Here is a 16,390-nt window from a genome sequence, read left to right as displayed (position 1 = left end):
CGGGAGGTGAAGTATGCCGTACCCGTTCAAGCTGCCCGAGCTGGGCTACCCCTACGAGGCCCTCGAGCCCCACATCGACGCCAAGACCATGGAGATCCACCACCAGAAGCACCACGGGGCCTACGTGACCAACCTCAACGCCGCCCTGGAGAAGCACCCCTACCTGCACGGGGCCGGGGTGGAGGTGCTCCTGAGGCACCTCGCCGCCCTCCCCGCGGACATCCAGGCGGCGGTGCGCAACAACGGGGGCGGCCACCTGAACCACAGCCTCTTCTGGGAACTCCTCACCCCGGGAGGGGCCACGGAGCCCGTGGGGGAGCTGAAAAGGGCCATTGACGAGCAGTTTGGCGGCTTCCAGACCCTCAAGGAAAAGCTCACCCAGGCGGCCATGGCCCGCTTCGGCTCGGGCTGGGCCTGGCTGGCCAAGGACCCCTTCGGCCGGCTCCACGTCTTCTCCACCGCCAACCAGGACAACCCCATCATGGAGGGCTTCACCCCCATCGTGGGCATCGACGTCTGGGAGCACGCCTACTACCTGAAGTACCAAAACCGCCGGGCGGACTACCTGCAGGCCATCTGGAACGCGATCAACTGGGACAAGGCGGAGGAGATCTACAGGCGGGGCTAAGGCCAACCCCTTCGGCCCGGGGCCCTTGGCCCCGGGCTACTCTTTTAGGATGCCCTTCACCGCCTCCTCCAAGGCCTCCACCGCCTCCCGCACCCGCCAGGCCCCCTTATCCCGCACCCCGGCGGGGTTGGAGATGGCCCTGAGCTCCGCCCCCCGCACCCCCAGGGCCAGGCAGGCCCGGGCGAAGGCCGCCCCCTCCATGCTCTCCACCTGGGCCCCCCACCGCCGGGCGAGGGCCTCCGCCTCCTCCGGGCTTTCCGAGACCAGGTCCCGGGTGAGGCCTACCGCCACCTTAAGGCCCAGGGCCTGGGCCAGCTCCCCCGTGAGGCCAGGGTCCAGGGGAAAGCGGTTGTAAAAGGGCTTTCCCTGGAGGACCAGGGCGGGGAACCCCAGGGGCTCAAGCCCCCCGCGAAGCCCCAGGTCCGCCTCCACCTCCTCCCCCACCAGGACGGCCTCCCCCACCCCCAGGCCCGAGCCCGGGTAGGCCCCGGCGAGGCCGAAGAGGAGGGCCCTTTCCACCGGGTGCCTCGAGGCCCAGGCCGCCAGGGTGAGGGCGGCGTTCACCTTGCCGATCCCGGTTTCCAGGTAAAGGAACCCCTCGCCCCTGAGTCCCCTGCGCCCCAGGAAGGCGAAGGGCTCCCCCTGGAGGAAGGGGGCCTCGAGGGGCGTGGGGGAAAGGAGGAGCCACCGCACGGCCCAAGAGCCCTCGCCGAGGCCCTCAGGCTGCCTGGGGCCGGGCCTCCCCGCCCCGCAGGGCCTCGGCCACGTCCAGGACCGCCACCCGGTGCCCCAGGTAGGCCAGGGCTGCCCCCGTGGTGAGGCCCACGTAACCGGCACCCACAACGGCCACATTTTTCATAACGCCTCCCGCCATTACCCTGGCAGTATAGCAAACCGCCCGGGACTTCCCGAGCACAAGTGACCAGTATATTCCTTCCATGAGGCGTTCGGTTTGGGTAGCTTGCTTCCTGAGCCTGGGCCTCGCCCTGGCAGGCCCCTGTGGGCAGAGGCCCTACACCCTGGAAACGGAGGAGGGCCTCTTGGGCGGGGAGGAGATGAGCTACGACGGGGAGGTCCTGGTGTTTGAGGGCCGGGCCTGCCTGGAACGGGAGGGGCTCTACCTGGAAGCCCCCGCCATCCGCTACCTGGAGGCAGAAGGGAGCTTCCAGGCGGAGGGCCTGAGGGGGGTGGCCGAGGGGTGGCAGGTGGAGGCCGAGGCCCTCTCGGGCAAAGCCCTGGAGGGAGTGCGCCTGAGCCGGGGCCAGCTTAGGGCCCAGGTGGCGAGGCTCCGCCTGGAAACCCCCCTCCAGGGGGAGGGCGTCCTCCTGGAAAGCCCCGCCTACCGGGTGCGGGCCGAGAGGGCCACCTTCACCCGGGAGGAGGCCCGGCTCAGGGGCTTCCTGGCCACCCCCTGCCCCTGTGGGGAGGACGTGCGCCTGCGCATGGAGGAGGCCACCTTCCTGGTGGCCACGGGGGAGCTTAGGGGAGAGGCCGCCTTGGGGCTTTGGGGCCTGGAAATCCCCTTGGGAGAGGCCACCGCCAACGCCAACCGCAGGCCCGACCTGCAAAGCCCCTTGGTCCTGGCAAGCTCGGACACGGGAGGCTGGACCGTGGGCCTCCAGGACTTCCCCCTGCCCCAGCCGGGGGAGGAGATCGGCCGCTGGGAGAGGCGCTTCACCCTCCTGGCCACGGGGCTTGGCACCCCGCAAGAGGCCCTGCGCCTGGGCCTCAGGGAAGGGGGAAAGGGGGCTGAGGTAAGGCTCGGGTACGCCCCCGGGGTAAGGGCCTACTGGGACGACCTCCTCTTCGCCGCAAGCCCGAACCCCCCGGATCGGGACACCCCCAGGCTGGAGGCCCGCTACACCCCCACCTTCCGCCTGGAAGGCCTCACCCTCAGGCCCTTCCTGCGCTACGCGGAAACGGGCAGGAGCCAGGGGCCCACCCTGGGCTTGGAAGGGGGCTACCGCCACACCTTCCAGGAGGGCCCCTTGGCCCTCACCCTAAGGCCCGAGGCCCTCCTGGCCCTCTACCCCTTCGCCGGGTACGACCCCTACCTGGCGGTGGGCGGCGGCGTGGAGCTGGCCTACCGGGAAGGGAACCTCACCCTGCGGGCGGCCTACGCGGGCAGGCTGGAGCCCCTGACCCCCACGCCCCCCTTCACCTACGAGAACCGGGACGAGTTCCAGCGCCTGCGGCTGGAGGGGGCCTTGGGTCCCTGGAGCCTGGGCTACACCTTGGAAAACCCCTTGGGGAACCGCTTGGACCGCCTGGAGGGGGGCTACCGGGACGAGGCCCTGGGGAACTTCCGCCTGGCCTACGTGCGGGGGAGCCTCGAGGAGGTGCGCCTCGCCTACGCCATGCCCCTCCCGGACCGGGCCTGCTGCCAGGCCCTGTGGCTTGCCCCCGAGGTGGGCCTGAACCGGGAGGGCCTCACCCGCCTGGGCCTTACCTTCCGCCTCTACGACGGCTGCTTCGCCTATGAGCTCCGCTGGCAAAACATCCTCCGGGGACAGTACGGCGAGGCCACGGGGCAGAGCCTGACCTTTGGCCTGTCCTTGCGCTAAACTGGGGGTTAAGGATGGAAGGCCGGCTCCTGGAGCGCCTGGAAAAGCTCGAGGGAATCGTGGAGACCACGGTCCAGGTCCTCCCGTCCCTGGTCCAGGACCTCTCCCGGCGCATCGACACCCTACGGGAAGAGGTAAAGGCCGAGCTAAGGGAAACCCGCGCCCACTTGGAAAACCGGATCGGCTTCCTGGAAGAGCGCCTGGCCCGCGCAGAAAACAAGCTAGACTTAATTCAGCAAGCGCACGCTTACTTGGAGAACCAGCTCCAACAGGCTAGGGACGAGCTGGGGGCTCGCCTTGAGAGGATCAAGGGAGAGCTGGAAACCCAGATCGGGCAAGCCCGCACCGAGCTGGAAGCCCGCATCGCCAAAACCGAAGAAAGGCTGGAAACCCAAATCGCCCAGGTCCGCACCGACCTGGAAACCCGCATCGCCAAAACCGAAGAGAGGCTGGAGGCCCAAATCGCCCAGGTCCGCACCGACCTGGAAGCCCGCATCGCTAAAACCGAGGAGAAGCTGGAGGACCAGATCGGGCAAGCCCGCACCGACCTGGAAACCCGCATCGCCAAAACCGAAGAGAGGCTGGAAACCCAAATCGCCCAGGTCCGCACCGACCTGGAAACCCGCATCGCCAAAACCGAAGAGAGGCTGGAGGCCCAAATCGCCCAGGTCCGCACCGACCTGGAAGCCCGCATCGCTAAAACCGAGGAGAAGCTGGAGGACCAGATCGGGCAAGCCCGCACCGACCTGGAAACCCGCATCGCCAAAACCGAAGAAAGGCTGGAAACCCAAATCGCCCAGGTCCGCACCGACCTGGAAACCCGCATCGCCAAAACCGAAGAGAGGCTGGAGGCCCAAATCGCCCAGGTCCGCACCGACCTGGAAGCCCGCATCGCTAAAACCGAGGAGAAGCTGGAGGACCAGATCGGGCAAGCCCGCACCGACCTGGAAACCCGCATCGCCAAAACCGAAGAGAGGCTGGAAACCCAAATCGCCCAGGTCCGCACCGACCTGGAAACCCGCATCGCCAAAACCGAGGAGAAGCTGGAAGACCAGATCGCACAAGTGGCGGCAAAGGCGGAAGCCATCCGGATGGAAGTCCGAACGGAGATCAACACCGCCTTCAACAAGGCCATCCTGGTCTTCACCGCCATCGGGGTGGTGTTGGCCCTGCTGACCCTTCTCCGCTAAGGCTCCACCCGCAAGGCCCGCAGGAAGAGGTTCCGGTCCTCGGGGGGCTGGTAAAAGTCGTTGGTGAAGGCCAAAGCCAGGGTTCCCTTCCCCGTGGCCCTCACCCAGACCTCCTCTACCCCCCGCACCTCCCCCTGCCAGAGCACCCGGCCTCCTTCCACCACCAGGGCGTGGGGCCCCTTCCCTTGGGCCAGGGTGCCCTCGAGGAGAAGCCCCACCTGCGCCTCGCGGCAAAGGGGAATCTCCAACACCCCGTTGGACCAAAGCTCCCCCCTTTCTGGCAGAGGACCCGGCACGCAAGCTTCACCCTCCATAGGCCTCACGGAAAAGGCTTGGGAAAGGCTCCACAGGGCAAGGCCCACCCCCAAGGCAAAGAGGGCCCCGCCGCCCACCAGGGCTAAGGGCTTCACCGCACCACCTCCTTTTCCCAAAGGTAAAGAGGCCGCTGGGCCAGGCGGTGCTGGCTGAAGAGGAGGACCCGAAGCCGGTACTTTCCCGGAGGAAGATCCTTGGGGAAGGGAAAGGCCACCCGCCGATCCCCCGGCCACTCCCACCCCAGGCGCTGGCAAGCGTTCTCCCCGCAGAGCCACACCTGCACCCGGTACCCCTCGGCCCCCGCAAGGCGCAGGAAGCCCATCCCCTCCCCGGGCGGGATGGCGGCGTAGAGGAGGGCAGGAGGGGGCAGGGAGGGCCGGGTGGCCAGGTAGAGGAAGGGCAGGGCCCAAAGGAGGGCCACCGCCCCAGCGAAGCCCAAGGCGGCGGGAAGGCGCCCCCCCCGGGCCAGGGCCATCCCCCCCACCAAGAAGAAGATCTCCCCCCGGAAAGGGCTGGGGACGCTGAAGGGGTTGTCGGTCATCCCCATGGCGGCAAAGGCCAGGAGGAGGGAAAAGAGGAGCCCCTCCCCCCAGGCCCCCGCCAAAAACCCCCCCACCAGGAGGAGGAGGCCCGCCGCCCCCAGGATCCCGCTTTCCCCCAGGGCCTGGAGGAGGTGGTGGTGGGCGAAGGTCCAAAGGCCCCCAAGGGGCCTGAGCCCGTCCGGGCAGGCGAGGCCTTTGGCCTCGAGGAGGGGAAAGAGGAAGCAGTCCCCAAAAAGCGTCCCCTTCAGGTAATCCCCCAGCACATAAGGCCCCACCCCCGTCCAAGGGTGGGCCTGGAAGACCTCGTAGGCCCGAAGCCAAAGCCCCTCCCGCCCCGAGAGGTGGGCCTGGAAGAAGCGCTGGGAGATGGGGGTATCCAGGGAAAGGGCGGCGAAGAGGAGGAACCCCGCCATCCCCAAAGCCCAAAGCCCCCGCCCCCGGAAAAGAAGCCCCCCCGCACTTCCTAAAAGGAGGGCCAGCATCCCCCCGCGGCTGGCGGTGAGGAGGAGGACCACCCCCCCCAAGAGGCCCAGGAGGAGGCGGAAGGGCCAGGGGTAGCGGACGTAAACCGCAAGGAGCACCCCCAAGGCCCCCAAGAACCCCAGGCCCACGGGGCTGTGGAAGGGGTGCATCAGCCTTATTTCGGCCACCTTGTCCCCAAAAACCAGGTAGGAGGCCAAAAGGGCGCTCCCGTAGAGGAGGAAAAGCCCGTAGCCCAAAGGCATGAGAGCCCGGGCGGGCTCCGGGGCCTGGCGAAAGAGGGCCACCCCCGCCCCCACCAGCCCCAGGACATAAAGGACCCGGCCCAGGGCCAGGGGGAAGGCCAGGGGCTCGGGGGCCAACAGGGCAGGAAGGAGGAGGGAAAAGGCATAAAAGGCCAAAAGGCCCAGCGCCCAAGGGGCAAGCCGCCGCAGGTAGCCCAGGAACAAGGGGGCCAGGAGGGCCAGGGGAGGAAAGAGGGGGGCTAAAGCCAGGGCCAAGGGCAGGAAGCGCACGGGGGACAATATACCCAAGAGCGCCCTAAGGCGCTCCTCAGAACCCTAGGGTAAAGTGCTTGGCATGAACCGGCTTGGCCGCCTCTTGCCCGTGGCCCCTCTGATCCTGGCCCTGGCCCTGGGGGCCCGCTTCGCCGCCTTCAGCGTGGAGCCCTTCGGCCCGAAGCGCCTCAACCTGGACACCGGGGTCACCACCCTGCCCCAAGGAGGCATCCTCATCGACAACGAAAACGGCCTGCGCCTCAAGGGGAGCTACATCGAGTACAAAGAGGGCAGCTTCGTGCGGGCCCGGGGGGTGGAGCTCCTCTCCCAGCGGGAAACCTTCCTGGCCCAGACCCTGGACCACGATATCCCCAAGCAGGAGGCCCGCTTCACGGCCCTCACCTTCGGCGACGCCAACTTCAAGGGCCTGCGGGCCGAGCGGGCCCTGGCCTTCTTCGCCGAGGAGGTGGTGGTCCTGAAGGGCCGGGTGCAGGCGGAAAGCCCCAGGCTCCAGGCGGAAACCCTGGTGGTGGACCTGAGGGCCGGGGAGGCCCTGGCCCTGGGCAGCTTCACCTACCAGGAGGGCCGGGCCACCCTGCGGGGGCAGGGCCCCACCGCCCGGCTCCACCTGCGCTTCCAAGGAGGCCGGGTCCAGGCCAGCACCCGCATCCCCGATAGCGCCGCCCGCCTGGGGCAGTACGCGGGCCGCCTCCCATGACCCTCTACCGCCACCTCCTCAGGGAGAGCCTCCCCGTCCTCCTCCTCGCCCTCCTCTTCCTCACCGCCGTCTTCCTCTTCGGCTTCTTCTACGCCGGGGCCCGGTGGCTGGAAGGGGTGCCCCTCCCCAAGGTGGCCCGCTGGCTCTCCTACCACGTGCCCGGGGTCCTGGTCCAGGTCTTCCCCATCGCCTTGGTCACCACCACGGTTTTGGTCTTCGGAAGGCTTTCCGCGGAAGGGGCCCCCTTCGCCCTCCTCTCCGGGGGAATCCCCCTGTGGCGGGCGGCGCTACCCCTCCTTTGGGCGGGGCTCCTCCTAAGCGGCCTAGCCCTTTACCTCCAGGAAAAGCTCGTCCCCCACTACAACGAAAGGGTGCGCACCGCCTGGTGGGACGAGATCCACACCCAAGGGGCGGGCCTTTTCCGCCTGAAGGGCCTGCAGATCCCCATCGGCCAGGGCCGAAGCCTCTACTTTGAGGACTTCGACATGGAGCGCAAGGAGATGGTGGGGGTGCGCATCGCCTCCTTCCGGGAAGAGGAGGGCACCTTCCTCTTCGCCGAAAGGGGGAGCTGGGAGGACCGGGTGATCACCTTAAAGGGGTATCGCCTCTACCGCATCGACTTCGCCGAGGTACCAGGGCTGGAGGCCGCCCAGGACCTCCTGGCCCAGACCCGCCGGGTCTTCCGGGTGGTGAGCCAGGGGGAGGTCCTGGAGGTGGAGTCCGACCTCTCCCGGGCCCGGGCCATCGCCGACTACGCGGACACCTTCAGCTTCGGCCGGGACAGCCTCTCCCAGGCCTGGGCCAAGGTGCGGGACCCCTTCCTCGCCCCCCTGGAAAGGTGGCGGGCCCGGCTGGAGTTCCACTCCAAACTGGCCCTGCCCCTGGCCAACCTGGTCCTGGTCCTCCTGGCCGCGGCCATGGCCCTCAAGTACGGGCGGAGCACCGGGCTCGCCCTGGGCTTAAGCGTGGTGCTGGCCCTGGCCTACTACGGGGCCTTCTTCCTGGGCCGCTCCCTGGCGGGCATCGGCGCCCTGCCCCCGGAGCTTGGGGCCTGGGGGGCGAACCTCCTCTTCCTGGCCCTGGGGGCGCGCGCCCTGCGGTAGGCCTACTCCACCACCCGAAACCCCAGGGCTTCGGCCCGCTCCACGAAGAACTGGATGTTCTCCCCCTTCACCTCCCCGCCCAGGCTCTTCCGGTCAAAAGCCTCCTCCGCCGCCAGGATCATGGTCTCCGCCAGACAGGCGGGCACCTGGTCGGGGGCGCCGAAGTGGAGGTCCAAGGTGGCCCGCGCCCTCCCGGGAAGCCGCACCACGCCGCCGGGGATGACCCGCACCCCCGGCACCTCCCGCACCGAGGGGTGGACGTCCGGGGGCACCCCCTCGTCGTAGATCCAGGCCCCGGGCTTCACGTGCTCGGGGTAGATGACGGCCCCTGGGTCGCTGGTGGCGGTGAAGACCAGGTCCGCCTCCCGGATGGCGGCCACCTCCGTGGCCACCCGGACCTCCGGGGCCTGGCCCTTGCGCTCCAGGTTGCGCCTCAGGCTCTCCGCCGCCTTTTCCAGGCGCTCCCGGTCCCGGCCCACCAGGAGGAGCCTGCCCACCAGGGGGGCGATCTGACGGGCGATGCCGAAGGCCACCACCCCATTGGCCCCCACCACCGCCGCCGTGGTCTTCTTCAGGTCCCTGCCGCTTCCGGCAAAGTGGGCGAGGATCTGGGGGATGGCCGCCCTCACCGTGCCCGCGGTGTAGGCCCCGCCGTTCGTCACCTCGATGCCGGGCATCGCCTCCTGCACCCTCTTCCCCTTCTCCCCCACCACGCTCCAGAAGGCCCCGAGGCCCACCACCGTGGCCCCGAGCTCCCTGGCGAGCCTGGCCCCTTGAATGGCCCTCCTCACCGCCAGCTCGGGCTTGGCCTTGATCTGGTGGGGAAGGAGCGGAGCGGAAATCAGGTGGCAGAGCACCTCCCGTCCGTCCGCGGTCCTAACCCCCCGCACCTCCCCCACCTTCATGGGGCGGAAAAGCTCCGCCAGCCGTTCTATCCACCCTTGCTTCAGAAGCCCGAGGCGCACCAGGGGACGGGCCCAGCGGAAGCGGGGGCTCTGCCAGAAGTCCTCGAGGGTCAGGGGATGGATGAGGAAGGCGCAGACCACCTGCCTTGCCGAAGGGAGGGGCAAGGGGTTCCCCAGCCTGGGCTCGGTGCCCTCGAGGATGCGCCCCAGGTTCTCCTTGTAGCGCCAGAGGGCGAGGAGGAAAAGGAGGCCGGAAAGAAGCTTTTCCGGAAGCCCAAACCCGCCGAAGAGGGTGATGCCCAAAAGCCCCAGGGGAAGCCCCAAGGCCCCCAAGGAGGCGTGGCGGGTGAGGACGAGGAGGAGGAGGGCCGGGAGGAGGGGGGCGAGGAGGAGGAAGGGGGGAAGGGGAAGCCCGGCCAGGACCCCCAGGAGGACCCCCGCCCCCTTGGCCCTGAGGGGCCAGGGATCGCGGAGAAAGAGGGGGTAGAGGTGGCCCAAATAGACCGCCACCCCCAGGGCCAGAACCTCGGGGAGGCCCAGGCCCAGGGCCCGGCCCAGGAGGAGGGGCAGGAGGCCCTTGAGGAAGTCCAGGAGGAAGGCGAGGAGGGCAAGCCGCGGGCCGAGGCGCTTCAGGGCGCTCTCCAGGCCCAGGGCGTAGGGGCTCGCCGTGCGGGGGTCCACCCCCTGGCTTTGGGCCAGCCAAAAGCCCAGGGGCAGGGCCCCCGCCAGGTAGGCCAGGGGAAGGAGGAGGAGGGTCATCGCAGGTAGTTTAGCCCGGCCACCGCACCCCCCGTGAGGAGGAGGACCAAAAGGCCCGCCCCCAGGACCCCCAGGGAGATGGCGGGGAGGGCGTAGCGGCGGCGGAGGCCCAGGACCACCGCCAGCACCGAGCCCGTCCAGGCCCCGCTCCCCGGGAGGGGCACGGCCACGAAGAGGAGGAGGCCCAGGGCCCCGAGCCGCTGCACCCGCTCCTCCCCCCGGAGGCGCACCCGGGCCTCGAGGACCGCCCAAAGCCGCTCCAGGAGGGGCACGCGGGTGGCCAGCTCCACCGCCCAGGGCAGGAGGGTGAGGGCCAGAGGGGCCACCAGGAGGTTGCCCAGGAGGGCCAGGAGAAAAGCCTCCCCCGGGGGAAGCCCCAGGGCCACCCCCAGGGGGATGGCCCCCCGGAGCTCCACCACCGGGAGGGCAGCCACCAGGACCACGTAGACCTCGGGGCGCATGGCCGGGGGGCCCCCGCCCGGGGGAGGAGGCCTAGGCGGAGGCGGCCTTGGCCTTCTCCACCAAAAGGGCGAAGGCCTGGGGCTCCCTCACCGCCAGGTCGGCCAGGGACTTGCGGTCCAGCTCCACCCCGGCCTTCTTGAGCCCGTGGATGAAGCTGGAATAGTTCATGCCGTGCTGGCGGCAGGCGGCGTTGATGCGCACGATCCAGAGCCTGCGGAAGTCCCGCTTCCTGCGCTTGCGGTGGGCGTAGGCGTAGTTGCCCGCGGCGAAGAGGGTCTCCTGGGCCTTGCGGAAGCTCTTGGAGCGCAGGCCCCAGTACCCTTTGGCCAGCTTGAGGACCTTCTTGTGCCGCCTGCGGCGGACGACCCCGGTCTTGGCGCGCGGCATCCTCTACCTCCTACTCGTAGGGCAGGAGGAGCTTCACCCGCTCCGCCTCCACCTGGGCCAAGACGAACCTCCGCCCCTTTTGGCGGATCTCCTTGCCGGACTTCTGCCAGTTGAGGTGGCGCTTGCCGGTCCGCATGGCCACCACCTTGCCCGAAGCGGTCACCTTCACCCGCTTCTTGGCGCCCTTGTGGGTCTTCATCTTGGGCATGGCATCCCTCCGCCCTGGGAAGCGCCCCCGAAAGGGGTCTTGGATGCTCCCCAAAGCTTTCGCACTATACCAGAAGGACCCGCAGAAGGTCTAGGCCGACACCTTGGCCGGGGCCAGGAGCATGTTCATGTCGCGCCCCAGGAGCTCCGGCCTCATCTCCACCACCGCCAGGCCTTGAAGGTCCTCGGCCACCCGGGCGAGGAGCCTTTCCCCGAGCTCCGGGTGGGTCATCTCCCGGCCCCGGAACATGATGGTCACCTTGACCTTGTGGCCCTCCTCCAGGAAACGCTTGATATGGTTCAGCTTGGTGCGGTAATCGTGGTCGTCGATCTTGACCCGGAACTTGATGGCCTTGACCTCGGTGCGCTTGGCCTTCTTGCGGGCCTCCCTCTCCGCCACCTGCTGCTCGTAGCGCCACTTGGAGTAGTCCATGATGCGGGCCACGGGCGGGTCGGCGGTGGGGCCCACCAGCACCAGGTCCAGGTCCTGCTCCTCCGCCAGGCGCAGGGCCTCCCGGGTGTCCATGATGCCCAGCTGCTGCCCGTCGGGTCCGATGACCCGCACCTGCCGCGCGCGGATGCGTTCGTTGACGAGATACTCCCTTATCTAGACCACCTCCTAGCCCGCGGTCTTCCCTCTTGCCGGGGAGAGGCTTGCGGGCTAAAGGGAGTGTAGCAGGAAAAGAGGGGCGCCTACAATGGGGGCATGGTCCTGGTGGAAAAGGGCTCCATATACCAGGTCTTCCTGAACGACCCCGAGCGCCGGAACCCCCTCTCCCCCGCCATGGTGGAGGGGCTGTTGGCGGCGCTGGAGGAGGCGGAGAAGGACCCCGAGGCCCGGGCCCTGGTGCTTTCCGGCAGAGGCCAAGCCTTCAGCGCCGGGGCGGACCTGGCCTTTTTGGAAAAGGTCACGGAGATGGGCGCCGAGGAAAACTACCGCCACTCCCTTTCCCTCATGCGCCTCTTCCACCGCCTCTACACCTTCCCCAAGCCCACGGTGGCGGCGGTGAACGGCCCGGCGGTGGCGGGGGGGGCGGGCCTGGCCACCGCCTGCGACCTGGTGGTCATGGACCAAGAGGCCAAGCTGGGCTACACCGAGGTCAAGATCGGCTTCGTGGCCGCCCTGGTCTCCGTGATCCTGGTGCGGGCTGTGGGGGAGAAGGTGGCCAAGGACCTCCTCCTCACGGGCAGGCTCATCGGGGCCGAGGAGGCCAAGGCCCTGGGGCTGGCAAACCGCGTGGCCCCTCCTGGCAAGGCCCTGGAGGAGGCTTTGGCCCTGGCGGAGGAGGTGGCCAGAAACGCCCCCACCTCCCTTCGCCTCAGCAAGGAGCTCCTCTTGGCCCTGCCGGGGATGGGCCTGGAGGACGGCTTCCGTCTGGCGGCCCTGGCCAACGCCTGGGTGCGGGAGACGGGGGACCTGAAAGAGGGCATCCGGGCCTTCTTTGAGAAGCGGCCCCCTAGGTTCTGAGGAGAGGAAGCACAAGCCCTCCTCTTTATCCCCTAAGGCCAACCACCCCCGGGGCCCCGGGGTACGGCAAGCCATACTCCCAAGGAGCCATGTACAATGGACAAGGATGGAAGAGGTTTCCCTCCTAAAGCGGATCACCCTGGATCCCAAAATCAATCATGGGAAGCCCACCCTACGCGGTCTTCGTTATCCTGTCCACGTCATCCTGGAGCTTTTGGCCAGCGGCATGACCCCGGAGGAAATCCTCGCCGACTTCCCTGACCTAGAACCAGAGGATATCCAGGCTTGCCTTCTCTTTGCCGCTAAGCTAAGCGACGTGGGGACGGTGCTCCGGGTAGCATGATCCGCTTTCTGGTGGACGCCCACCTCCCCTTCCGCTTGGTTCGCTTGTTGCGGGAACGAGGGTACGATGCTCTTCACACCCGTGAGCTTCCCAGGGGAAACGCCACACCGGACGACGAGATAAACGCCCTTTCCCTGCGAGAAGGAAGGGTGGTGGTTACCAAGGATGGTGATTTTACGCGGTCCTTGGTGCTTCAAGGTGTGCCCTACAAGCTTCTTCTCATCGCTACCGGTAACATTTCCAACCAGGCCCTCGAAAGGCTATTCCTAGAGCACCTTGAAACGATATGCCAACTTCTGGAAAAGTACCGCTTGGTGGAGCTGGGAAGGCATGAAGTGGTAGCCCGGCTTCCATCAAGCCCAAGCGAGGATAACCTGCCCTCTTAAGGCAGTGGGCCTGCTAGAGTTCTAAAGAGGGCGAAGGAAGGCGGCCTGAGAAACCGGGCATTTAAGGGCCTTCTTTGAAAAGCAGCCCCCTAGGTTCTGAAAAGGCATAGCCTTGGAGCGGTGGGAGGGTTTTGGACACCCGGCAAGGGCTATACTCCCCTTATGGGCCTCGTTCCTCCCTGCTTCATCACCGAGATCGTGGAGAAGGACCTGCGGGAGGGAAGGTACGCCAAGCTCCTCACCCGCTTCCCCCCGGAGCCCAACGGCTACCTGCACATCGGCCACGCCCGGAGCATCGTGCTGAACTTCGGCCTGGCCCTGGACTATGGCGGGGAGTGCAACCTGCGCTACGACGACACCAACCCGGAAACGGAAAAGGAGGAGTACCCCCGGGCCATCGAGGAAGACGTGCGCTGGCTGGGCTTCACCCCCGATAGGGTTCTTTACGCCTCCGACTACTTTGAAACCATGTACCAGTGTGCCCTGGTCCTCATCCAGGAGGGCAAGGCCTACGTGGACGACCTCCCGGAGGAGGAGATGAGCCGACTGCGGGCAGAGGGGAAGCCAAGCCCCTACCGGAACCGGAGTGTGGAGGAGAACCTGGAACTCTTTGAAAGGATGCGCCAGGGGGAGTTCCCCACGGGAAGCCGGGTTTTAAGGGCCAAGATCGACCCCGCCCACCCCAACTTCAAGCTGCGGGACCCGGTGCTCTACCGCATCGTCCACGCCCCCCACTACCACGCCGGGGACCGGTGGGTGGTCTACCCCATGTACGACTACGCCCACCCCCTCGAGGACTTCATCGAGGGCGTCAGCCACTCCCTTTGCACCCTGGAGTTCGAGAACAACCGGGCCATCTACGACTGGGTGATCGAAAACCTCAAGGGTAAGTGCGGCCTGCCCCATGCCCCCAGGCCCTACCAGTACGAGTTCGCCCGCCTGGACCTGAGCCACACGGTGCTCTCCAAGCGGAAGCTCATCCGGCTCGTGGAAGGGGGGTACGTGTGGGGCTGGGACGACCCCAGGCTCCCCACCCTAAGGGCCCTGCGCCGGCGGGGGGTGCGGCCCGAGGCCATCCGGGAGTTCGTGCGGCGCACGGGGATCTCCAGGAACGAGGCCCTCATCGAGATGGAGCTCTTCGAGGAGGTGGTGCGGGACGACCTGAACCCCATCGCCCCCAGGGTCCTAGGGGTACTGGACCCCCTAAGGGTGGTCCTTACCAACTATCAGGGGGAGGAGTGGCTGGAGGCCCCCTACTGGCCCCGGGATATCCCCAAGGAGGGAACGAGGGCCCTGCCCTTCTCCCCCGAGCTCTACATCGAGCGGTCCGACTTTACCCTGGATCCGCCCAAGGGCTGGAAGCGCTTCGCCCCGGGGCAAAGGGTGCGCCTAAGGCACGCCTACGTGCTGGAGCTGGAGGACGCGGTGGAGGAAAACGGCGAGGTGAAGCTTCTGAAGGCCCGCATCGTCCCCGGCACCCTGGGGGCCAACCCCGAGGACGGCATCAAGCCCAAAGGGGTCATCCACTGGGTTTCCGCCCGCCACGCCCTGCCCGTGGAGTTCCGGCTCTACAACCGGCTCTTCCTCACGAAGGACCCGGAAGAGGGCGGGGACTTCCTCAAGAACCTGAACCCAAGGGCCCTCGAGGTCCGGCGGGGCTTCATCGAGCTCAGCGTCCTCCAGGACCCCAAGGATACCCGCTACCAGCTGGAGAGGCTGGGTTACTTCTGGCAGGACCCGGTGGACTCGAGGCCCGAGGCCCTGGTGATGAACCGCATCGTGCCCCTCAAGGAGGGGTACCGGGCGTGAAGGGCGCAGGCAGCGTACCCCATCGCGGCAAGCCACGAGGGGATCCCCGAAGGGCCACGGGCAAGGCCGCTCCAGCCTTTGCCGATGAGGTAACCCCCGCGCGCGAGCACTTGGCCTTGGGAAACGGAGCGCCCCGCCCCCTATACTGAAGGCAGATGACCCGGGAAGAGGCCCTCGCCAAGCTCACTTCCCCAGAGGTGCGCTCCCTTATGGAACGGCACCAGGTGCGCCGCCTCCACTTGGTGGGCTCCCACGCCCGGGGAGAAGCGGGGGAAGGAAGCGACCTGGATCTTCTGGTGGAGTTCTTCCCCATGTCTCCAGAACAGCACGCGGCAGCCTACCTGGGGCTCCTTTTAGACCTGGAGGCCATCCTAGGGTGCCCAGTGGACCTCCTGGAAGCAGGGGCCGTGGTGAACCCCTTCCTCCAGGAAAGCCTCCTGAGGGACAGGCAAGAGGTGTATGCCGCGTGAACTGAGGGCCTACCTCTGGGACATCCTGCAGGCAGGGCGGGAGGTTCTGGCCTTTTTAGGGGAGAAGGACTTCCCTTCCTTCGCCCAGGATCCCCTCCTAAGGGCTGCGGTGGAGCGGAAGCTGGAGGTCATCGGTGAGGCCCTAGCCCAAGCCTTGAAGCACTTCCCCGACCTGCGGGAGTCCTTTCCCGAGGCTCCACGGGTCATTGCCATGCGAAACCGCCTCATTCACGCCTACGCCCAGGTGGACCCAGCGGTGGTGTACGGGGTGGTGCGGGGACACCTGCCTGAGCTCTTGGCCAAGGTGGAGGCCAGGCTACGGGGTCTGGGGGAAGTGGGGGAATAGAGAGCGGAGCGCAAGAGTTCCCCACCGCCTTCGCACAGCCCTCGTTGGCCCTCACAGAGGCTCTCAGAGCCCCACGCTCAAGCCCACCGCCCCCCCGAGGCCGAAGCCCTGGGCGGGGGCCAGGTAGTAGGTGGGGTGGAGCTCGGCGTAGACCCCCACGAAGGGGAGGGGCAGGTTGAGCCAGGTGCCGAGGACCGCCCGCAGGCCCCCCTGGCCCCGGGCGTCCTGGGGCCAGGTGAGGCCGGGGCCGCTGCCGTAAAAGGCCCCCAGGCCCAGGTAGAGGTCGGTGAGGGGCACCTTGAGGAGGAGGTCCGCCCCGCCCCCCAGGGCCTCGAGGCCCACCCCCCCGTAGACCCGGCCATCCAAAAGCAAGGGCACCAGGGGGAAACGCAAGCCCCCCTGCACCCCAAAGGGGCTTCCCAGGCTCACCTCGGCCCGCTGGGCCAGACCCAAGGCCAAAACCACCGAAAACGCCGCAAGCCACCTACGCACGCCGCACCTCCCGTAAAAGCTCTTCCACCCGGGCCATCCGCGCCCGGTGGGCCCCGGGTTCGTAGTCCACCAGGACCCCCTCCACCCGGAGCATCCCCAGGGCCCTGAGGAAGGCCTCCTTCAGGGCGGGGCTTTCCAGGGGGCTCACCCGCATCCCGAGCCGGGGATGCCGGGCCAGGAAGCCCTGGGCCAGGGCCTCGGAGGTCCAGATGCCGGAAAGCCGCTGCCCCAGCGCCTCCATGACCAGGTGCTCCCCCGGCTCCCCCTCCAGCACATACCAGGTGCCCGAAAGCTCAGGCTCCACGGGCCCATAATACCC

General features: G+C 68.0%; 22 protein-coding genes. 11 read left to right on the top strand and 11 right to left on the bottom strand.

The window, feature by feature from the left end:
- The first annotated feature begins 13 nt into the window (after positions 1 to 13).
- Positions 14 to 628: a superoxide dismutase gene (locus tag ETP66_RS00280; protein ID WP_130839506.1), complete on the top strand. Its 615-nt coding sequence runs from the start codon at positions 14 to 16 to the stop codon at positions 626 to 628.
- Positions 629 to 664: 36 nt separating this feature from the next.
- Here ETP66_RS00280 and mqnB read toward each other — a convergent pair whose 3' ends face one another.
- Together mqnB and ETP66_RS12055 are read right to left on the bottom strand one after the other, a co-directional pair.
- Positions 665 to 1,321: a futalosine hydrolase gene (mqnB, locus tag ETP66_RS00275; protein WP_130839504.1), complete on the bottom strand. Its 657-nt coding sequence runs from the start codon at positions 1,319 to 1,321 to the stop codon at positions 665 to 667.
- Positions 1,322 to 1,346: 25 nt separating this feature from the next.
- On the bottom strand, positions 1,347 to 1,502 hold the full coding sequence (locus ETP66_RS12055) for an NAD-binding protein (RefSeq protein ID WP_236630059.1): 156 nt from the start codon (positions 1,500 to 1,502) through the stop codon (positions 1,347 to 1,349).
- 64 nt (positions 1,503 to 1,566) lie between these two features.
- Here ETP66_RS12055 and ETP66_RS00265 point away from each other — a divergent pair, with 64 nt between their 5' ends.
- Positions 1,567 to 3,192 (top strand): hypothetical protein, encoded by a 1,626-nt coding sequence (locus ETP66_RS00265; protein WP_130839502.1) that lies wholly within the window; start codon positions 1,567 to 1,569, stop codon positions 3,190 to 3,192.
- Positions 3,193 to 3,206: 14 nt separating this feature from the next.
- Positions 3,207 to 4,382, top strand: a complete 1,176-nt coding sequence (locus ETP66_RS00260; RefSeq protein ID WP_236630058.1) for an apolipoprotein A-IV repeat region-like domain-containing protein — start codon at positions 3,207 to 3,209, stop codon at positions 4,380 to 4,382.
- Here the strand turns inward: ETP66_RS00260 and ETP66_RS00255 are convergent.
- Both ETP66_RS00255 and ETP66_RS00250 read right to left on the bottom strand, forming a co-directional pair.
- The gene (locus tag ETP66_RS00255) at positions 4,379 to 4,792 is read right to left on the bottom strand and encodes a hypothetical protein (protein WP_130839500.1); all 414 of its coding nucleotides are present in this window, start codon (positions 4,790 to 4,792) and stop codon (positions 4,379 to 4,381) included. The genes ETP66_RS00260 and ETP66_RS00255 overlap by 4 nt on opposite strands.
- The gene (locus tag ETP66_RS00250) at positions 4,789 to 6,234 is read right to left on the bottom strand and encodes an O-antigen ligase family protein (RefSeq protein ID WP_130839499.1); all 1,446 of its coding nucleotides are present in this window, start codon (positions 6,232 to 6,234) and stop codon (positions 4,789 to 4,791) included. The genes ETP66_RS00255 and ETP66_RS00250 overlap by 4 nt, the downstream gene beginning before the upstream one ends.
- 64 nt (positions 6,235 to 6,298) lie before the next feature.
- On the opposite strand from ETP66_RS00250, the gene ETP66_RS00245 reads away from it, so the two are divergent.
- Entirely contained in the window at positions 6,299 to 6,934 is a 636-nt protein-coding gene (locus ETP66_RS00245) for a hypothetical protein (protein WP_130839497.1), read from the top strand.
- Positions 6,931 to 8,037, top strand: a complete 1,107-nt coding sequence (locus tag ETP66_RS00240; RefSeq protein WP_130839495.1) for an LptF/LptG family permease — start codon at positions 6,931 to 6,933, stop codon at positions 8,035 to 8,037. Before ETP66_RS00245 ends, ETP66_RS00240 begins: the two co-directional genes overlap by 4 nt.
- 2 nt (positions 8,038 to 8,039) lie before the next feature.
- On the opposite strand, the gene ETP66_RS00235 is transcribed toward ETP66_RS00240, so the two are convergent.
- The 5 genes from ETP66_RS00235 to infC form a co-directional block, all read right to left on the bottom strand.
- A complete protein-coding gene (locus tag ETP66_RS00235) occupies positions 8,040 to 9,701 on the bottom strand; it encodes a glycerol-3-phosphate acyltransferase (protein WP_130839493.1) in 1,662 nt (553 codons plus the stop codon).
- The gene (locus tag ETP66_RS00230) at positions 9,698 to 10,162 is read right to left on the bottom strand and encodes a COG2426 family protein (protein ID WP_130839491.1); all 465 of its coding nucleotides are present in this window, start codon (positions 10,160 to 10,162) and stop codon (positions 9,698 to 9,700) included. Before ETP66_RS00230 ends, ETP66_RS00235 begins: the two co-directional genes overlap by 4 nt.
- A 31-nt stretch (positions 10,163 to 10,193) precedes the next feature.
- A complete protein-coding gene (rplT, locus tag ETP66_RS00225; RefSeq protein ID WP_130839490.1) occupies positions 10,194 to 10,550 on the bottom strand; it encodes a 50S ribosomal protein L20 in 357 nt (118 codons plus the stop codon).
- A 10-nt stretch (positions 10,551 to 10,560) separates the two neighbouring features.
- Positions 10,561 to 10,758, bottom strand: a complete 198-nt coding sequence (rpmI, locus tag ETP66_RS00220; RefSeq protein ID WP_130839488.1) for a 50S ribosomal protein L35 — start codon at positions 10,756 to 10,758, stop codon at positions 10,561 to 10,563.
- A gap of 90 nt (positions 10,759 to 10,848) precedes the next feature.
- On the bottom strand, positions 10,849 to 11,364 hold the full coding sequence (gene infC / locus ETP66_RS00215) for a translation initiation factor IF-3 (RefSeq protein ID WP_130839486.1): 516 nt from the start codon (positions 11,362 to 11,364) through the stop codon (positions 10,849 to 10,851).
- Between the two features lie 99 nt (positions 11,365 to 11,463).
- Here infC and ETP66_RS00210 point away from each other — a divergent pair, with 99 nt between their 5' ends.
- The 6 genes from ETP66_RS00210 (at position 11,464) to ETP66_RS00185 (ending at position 15,579) form a co-directional block, all read left to right on the top strand.
- A complete protein-coding gene (locus tag ETP66_RS00210) occupies positions 11,464 to 12,225 on the top strand; it encodes an enoyl-CoA hydratase/isomerase family protein (protein WP_130839484.1) in 762 nt (253 codons plus the stop codon).
- Positions 12,226 to 12,331: 106 nt separating this feature from the next.
- The gene (locus ETP66_RS00205; protein ID WP_130839482.1) at positions 12,332 to 12,568 is read left to right on the top strand and encodes a DUF433 domain-containing protein; all 237 of its coding nucleotides are present in this window, start codon (positions 12,332 to 12,334) and stop codon (positions 12,566 to 12,568) included.
- Positions 12,569 to 12,579: 11 nt separating this feature from the next.
- Positions 12,580 to 12,954: a DUF5615 family PIN-like protein gene (locus ETP66_RS00200; RefSeq protein ID WP_236630057.1), complete on the top strand. Its 375-nt coding sequence runs from the start codon at positions 12,580 to 12,582 to the stop codon at positions 12,952 to 12,954.
- Positions 12,955 to 13,116: 162 nt separating this feature from the next.
- Entirely contained in the window at positions 13,117 to 14,763 is a 1,647-nt protein-coding gene (locus ETP66_RS00195; protein WP_130839479.1) for a glutamine--tRNA ligase/YqeY domain fusion protein, read from the top strand.
- Positions 14,764 to 14,918: 155 nt separating this feature from the next.
- Positions 14,919 to 15,233: a nucleotidyltransferase family protein gene (locus ETP66_RS00190; RefSeq protein WP_130839477.1), complete on the top strand. Its 315-nt coding sequence runs from the start codon at positions 14,919 to 14,921 to the stop codon at positions 15,231 to 15,233.
- Positions 15,223 to 15,579, top strand: a complete 357-nt coding sequence (locus ETP66_RS00185) for a HepT-like ribonuclease domain-containing protein (RefSeq protein ID WP_130839475.1) — start codon at positions 15,223 to 15,225, stop codon at positions 15,577 to 15,579. The genes ETP66_RS00190 and ETP66_RS00185 overlap by 11 nt, the downstream gene beginning before the upstream one ends.
- Before the next feature lie 63 nt (positions 15,580 to 15,642).
- Here ETP66_RS00185 and ETP66_RS00180 read toward each other — a convergent pair whose 3' ends face one another.
- Together ETP66_RS00180 and ETP66_RS00175 are read right to left on the bottom strand one after the other, a co-directional pair.
- Entirely contained in the window at positions 15,643 to 16,071 is a 429-nt protein-coding gene (locus ETP66_RS00180; RefSeq protein ID WP_130839473.1) for a hypothetical protein, read from the bottom strand.
- A complete protein-coding gene (locus ETP66_RS00175; RefSeq protein WP_130839471.1) occupies positions 16,064 to 16,375 on the bottom strand; it encodes a DUF3234 domain-containing protein in 312 nt (103 codons plus the stop codon). The genes ETP66_RS00180 and ETP66_RS00175 overlap by 8 nt, the downstream gene beginning before the upstream one ends.
- Positions 16,376 to 16,390 lie beyond the last annotated feature (15 nt).

This window comes from Thermus thermamylovorans (assembly GCF_004307015.1).
In the GTDB taxonomy this organism is placed as follows: domain Bacteria; phylum Deinococcota; class Deinococci; order Deinococcales; family Thermaceae; genus Thermus; species Thermus thermamylovorans.
Note: the sequence above shows the minus strand (reverse complement) of the source record. Positions and strands in the feature narration are given on the sequence as shown.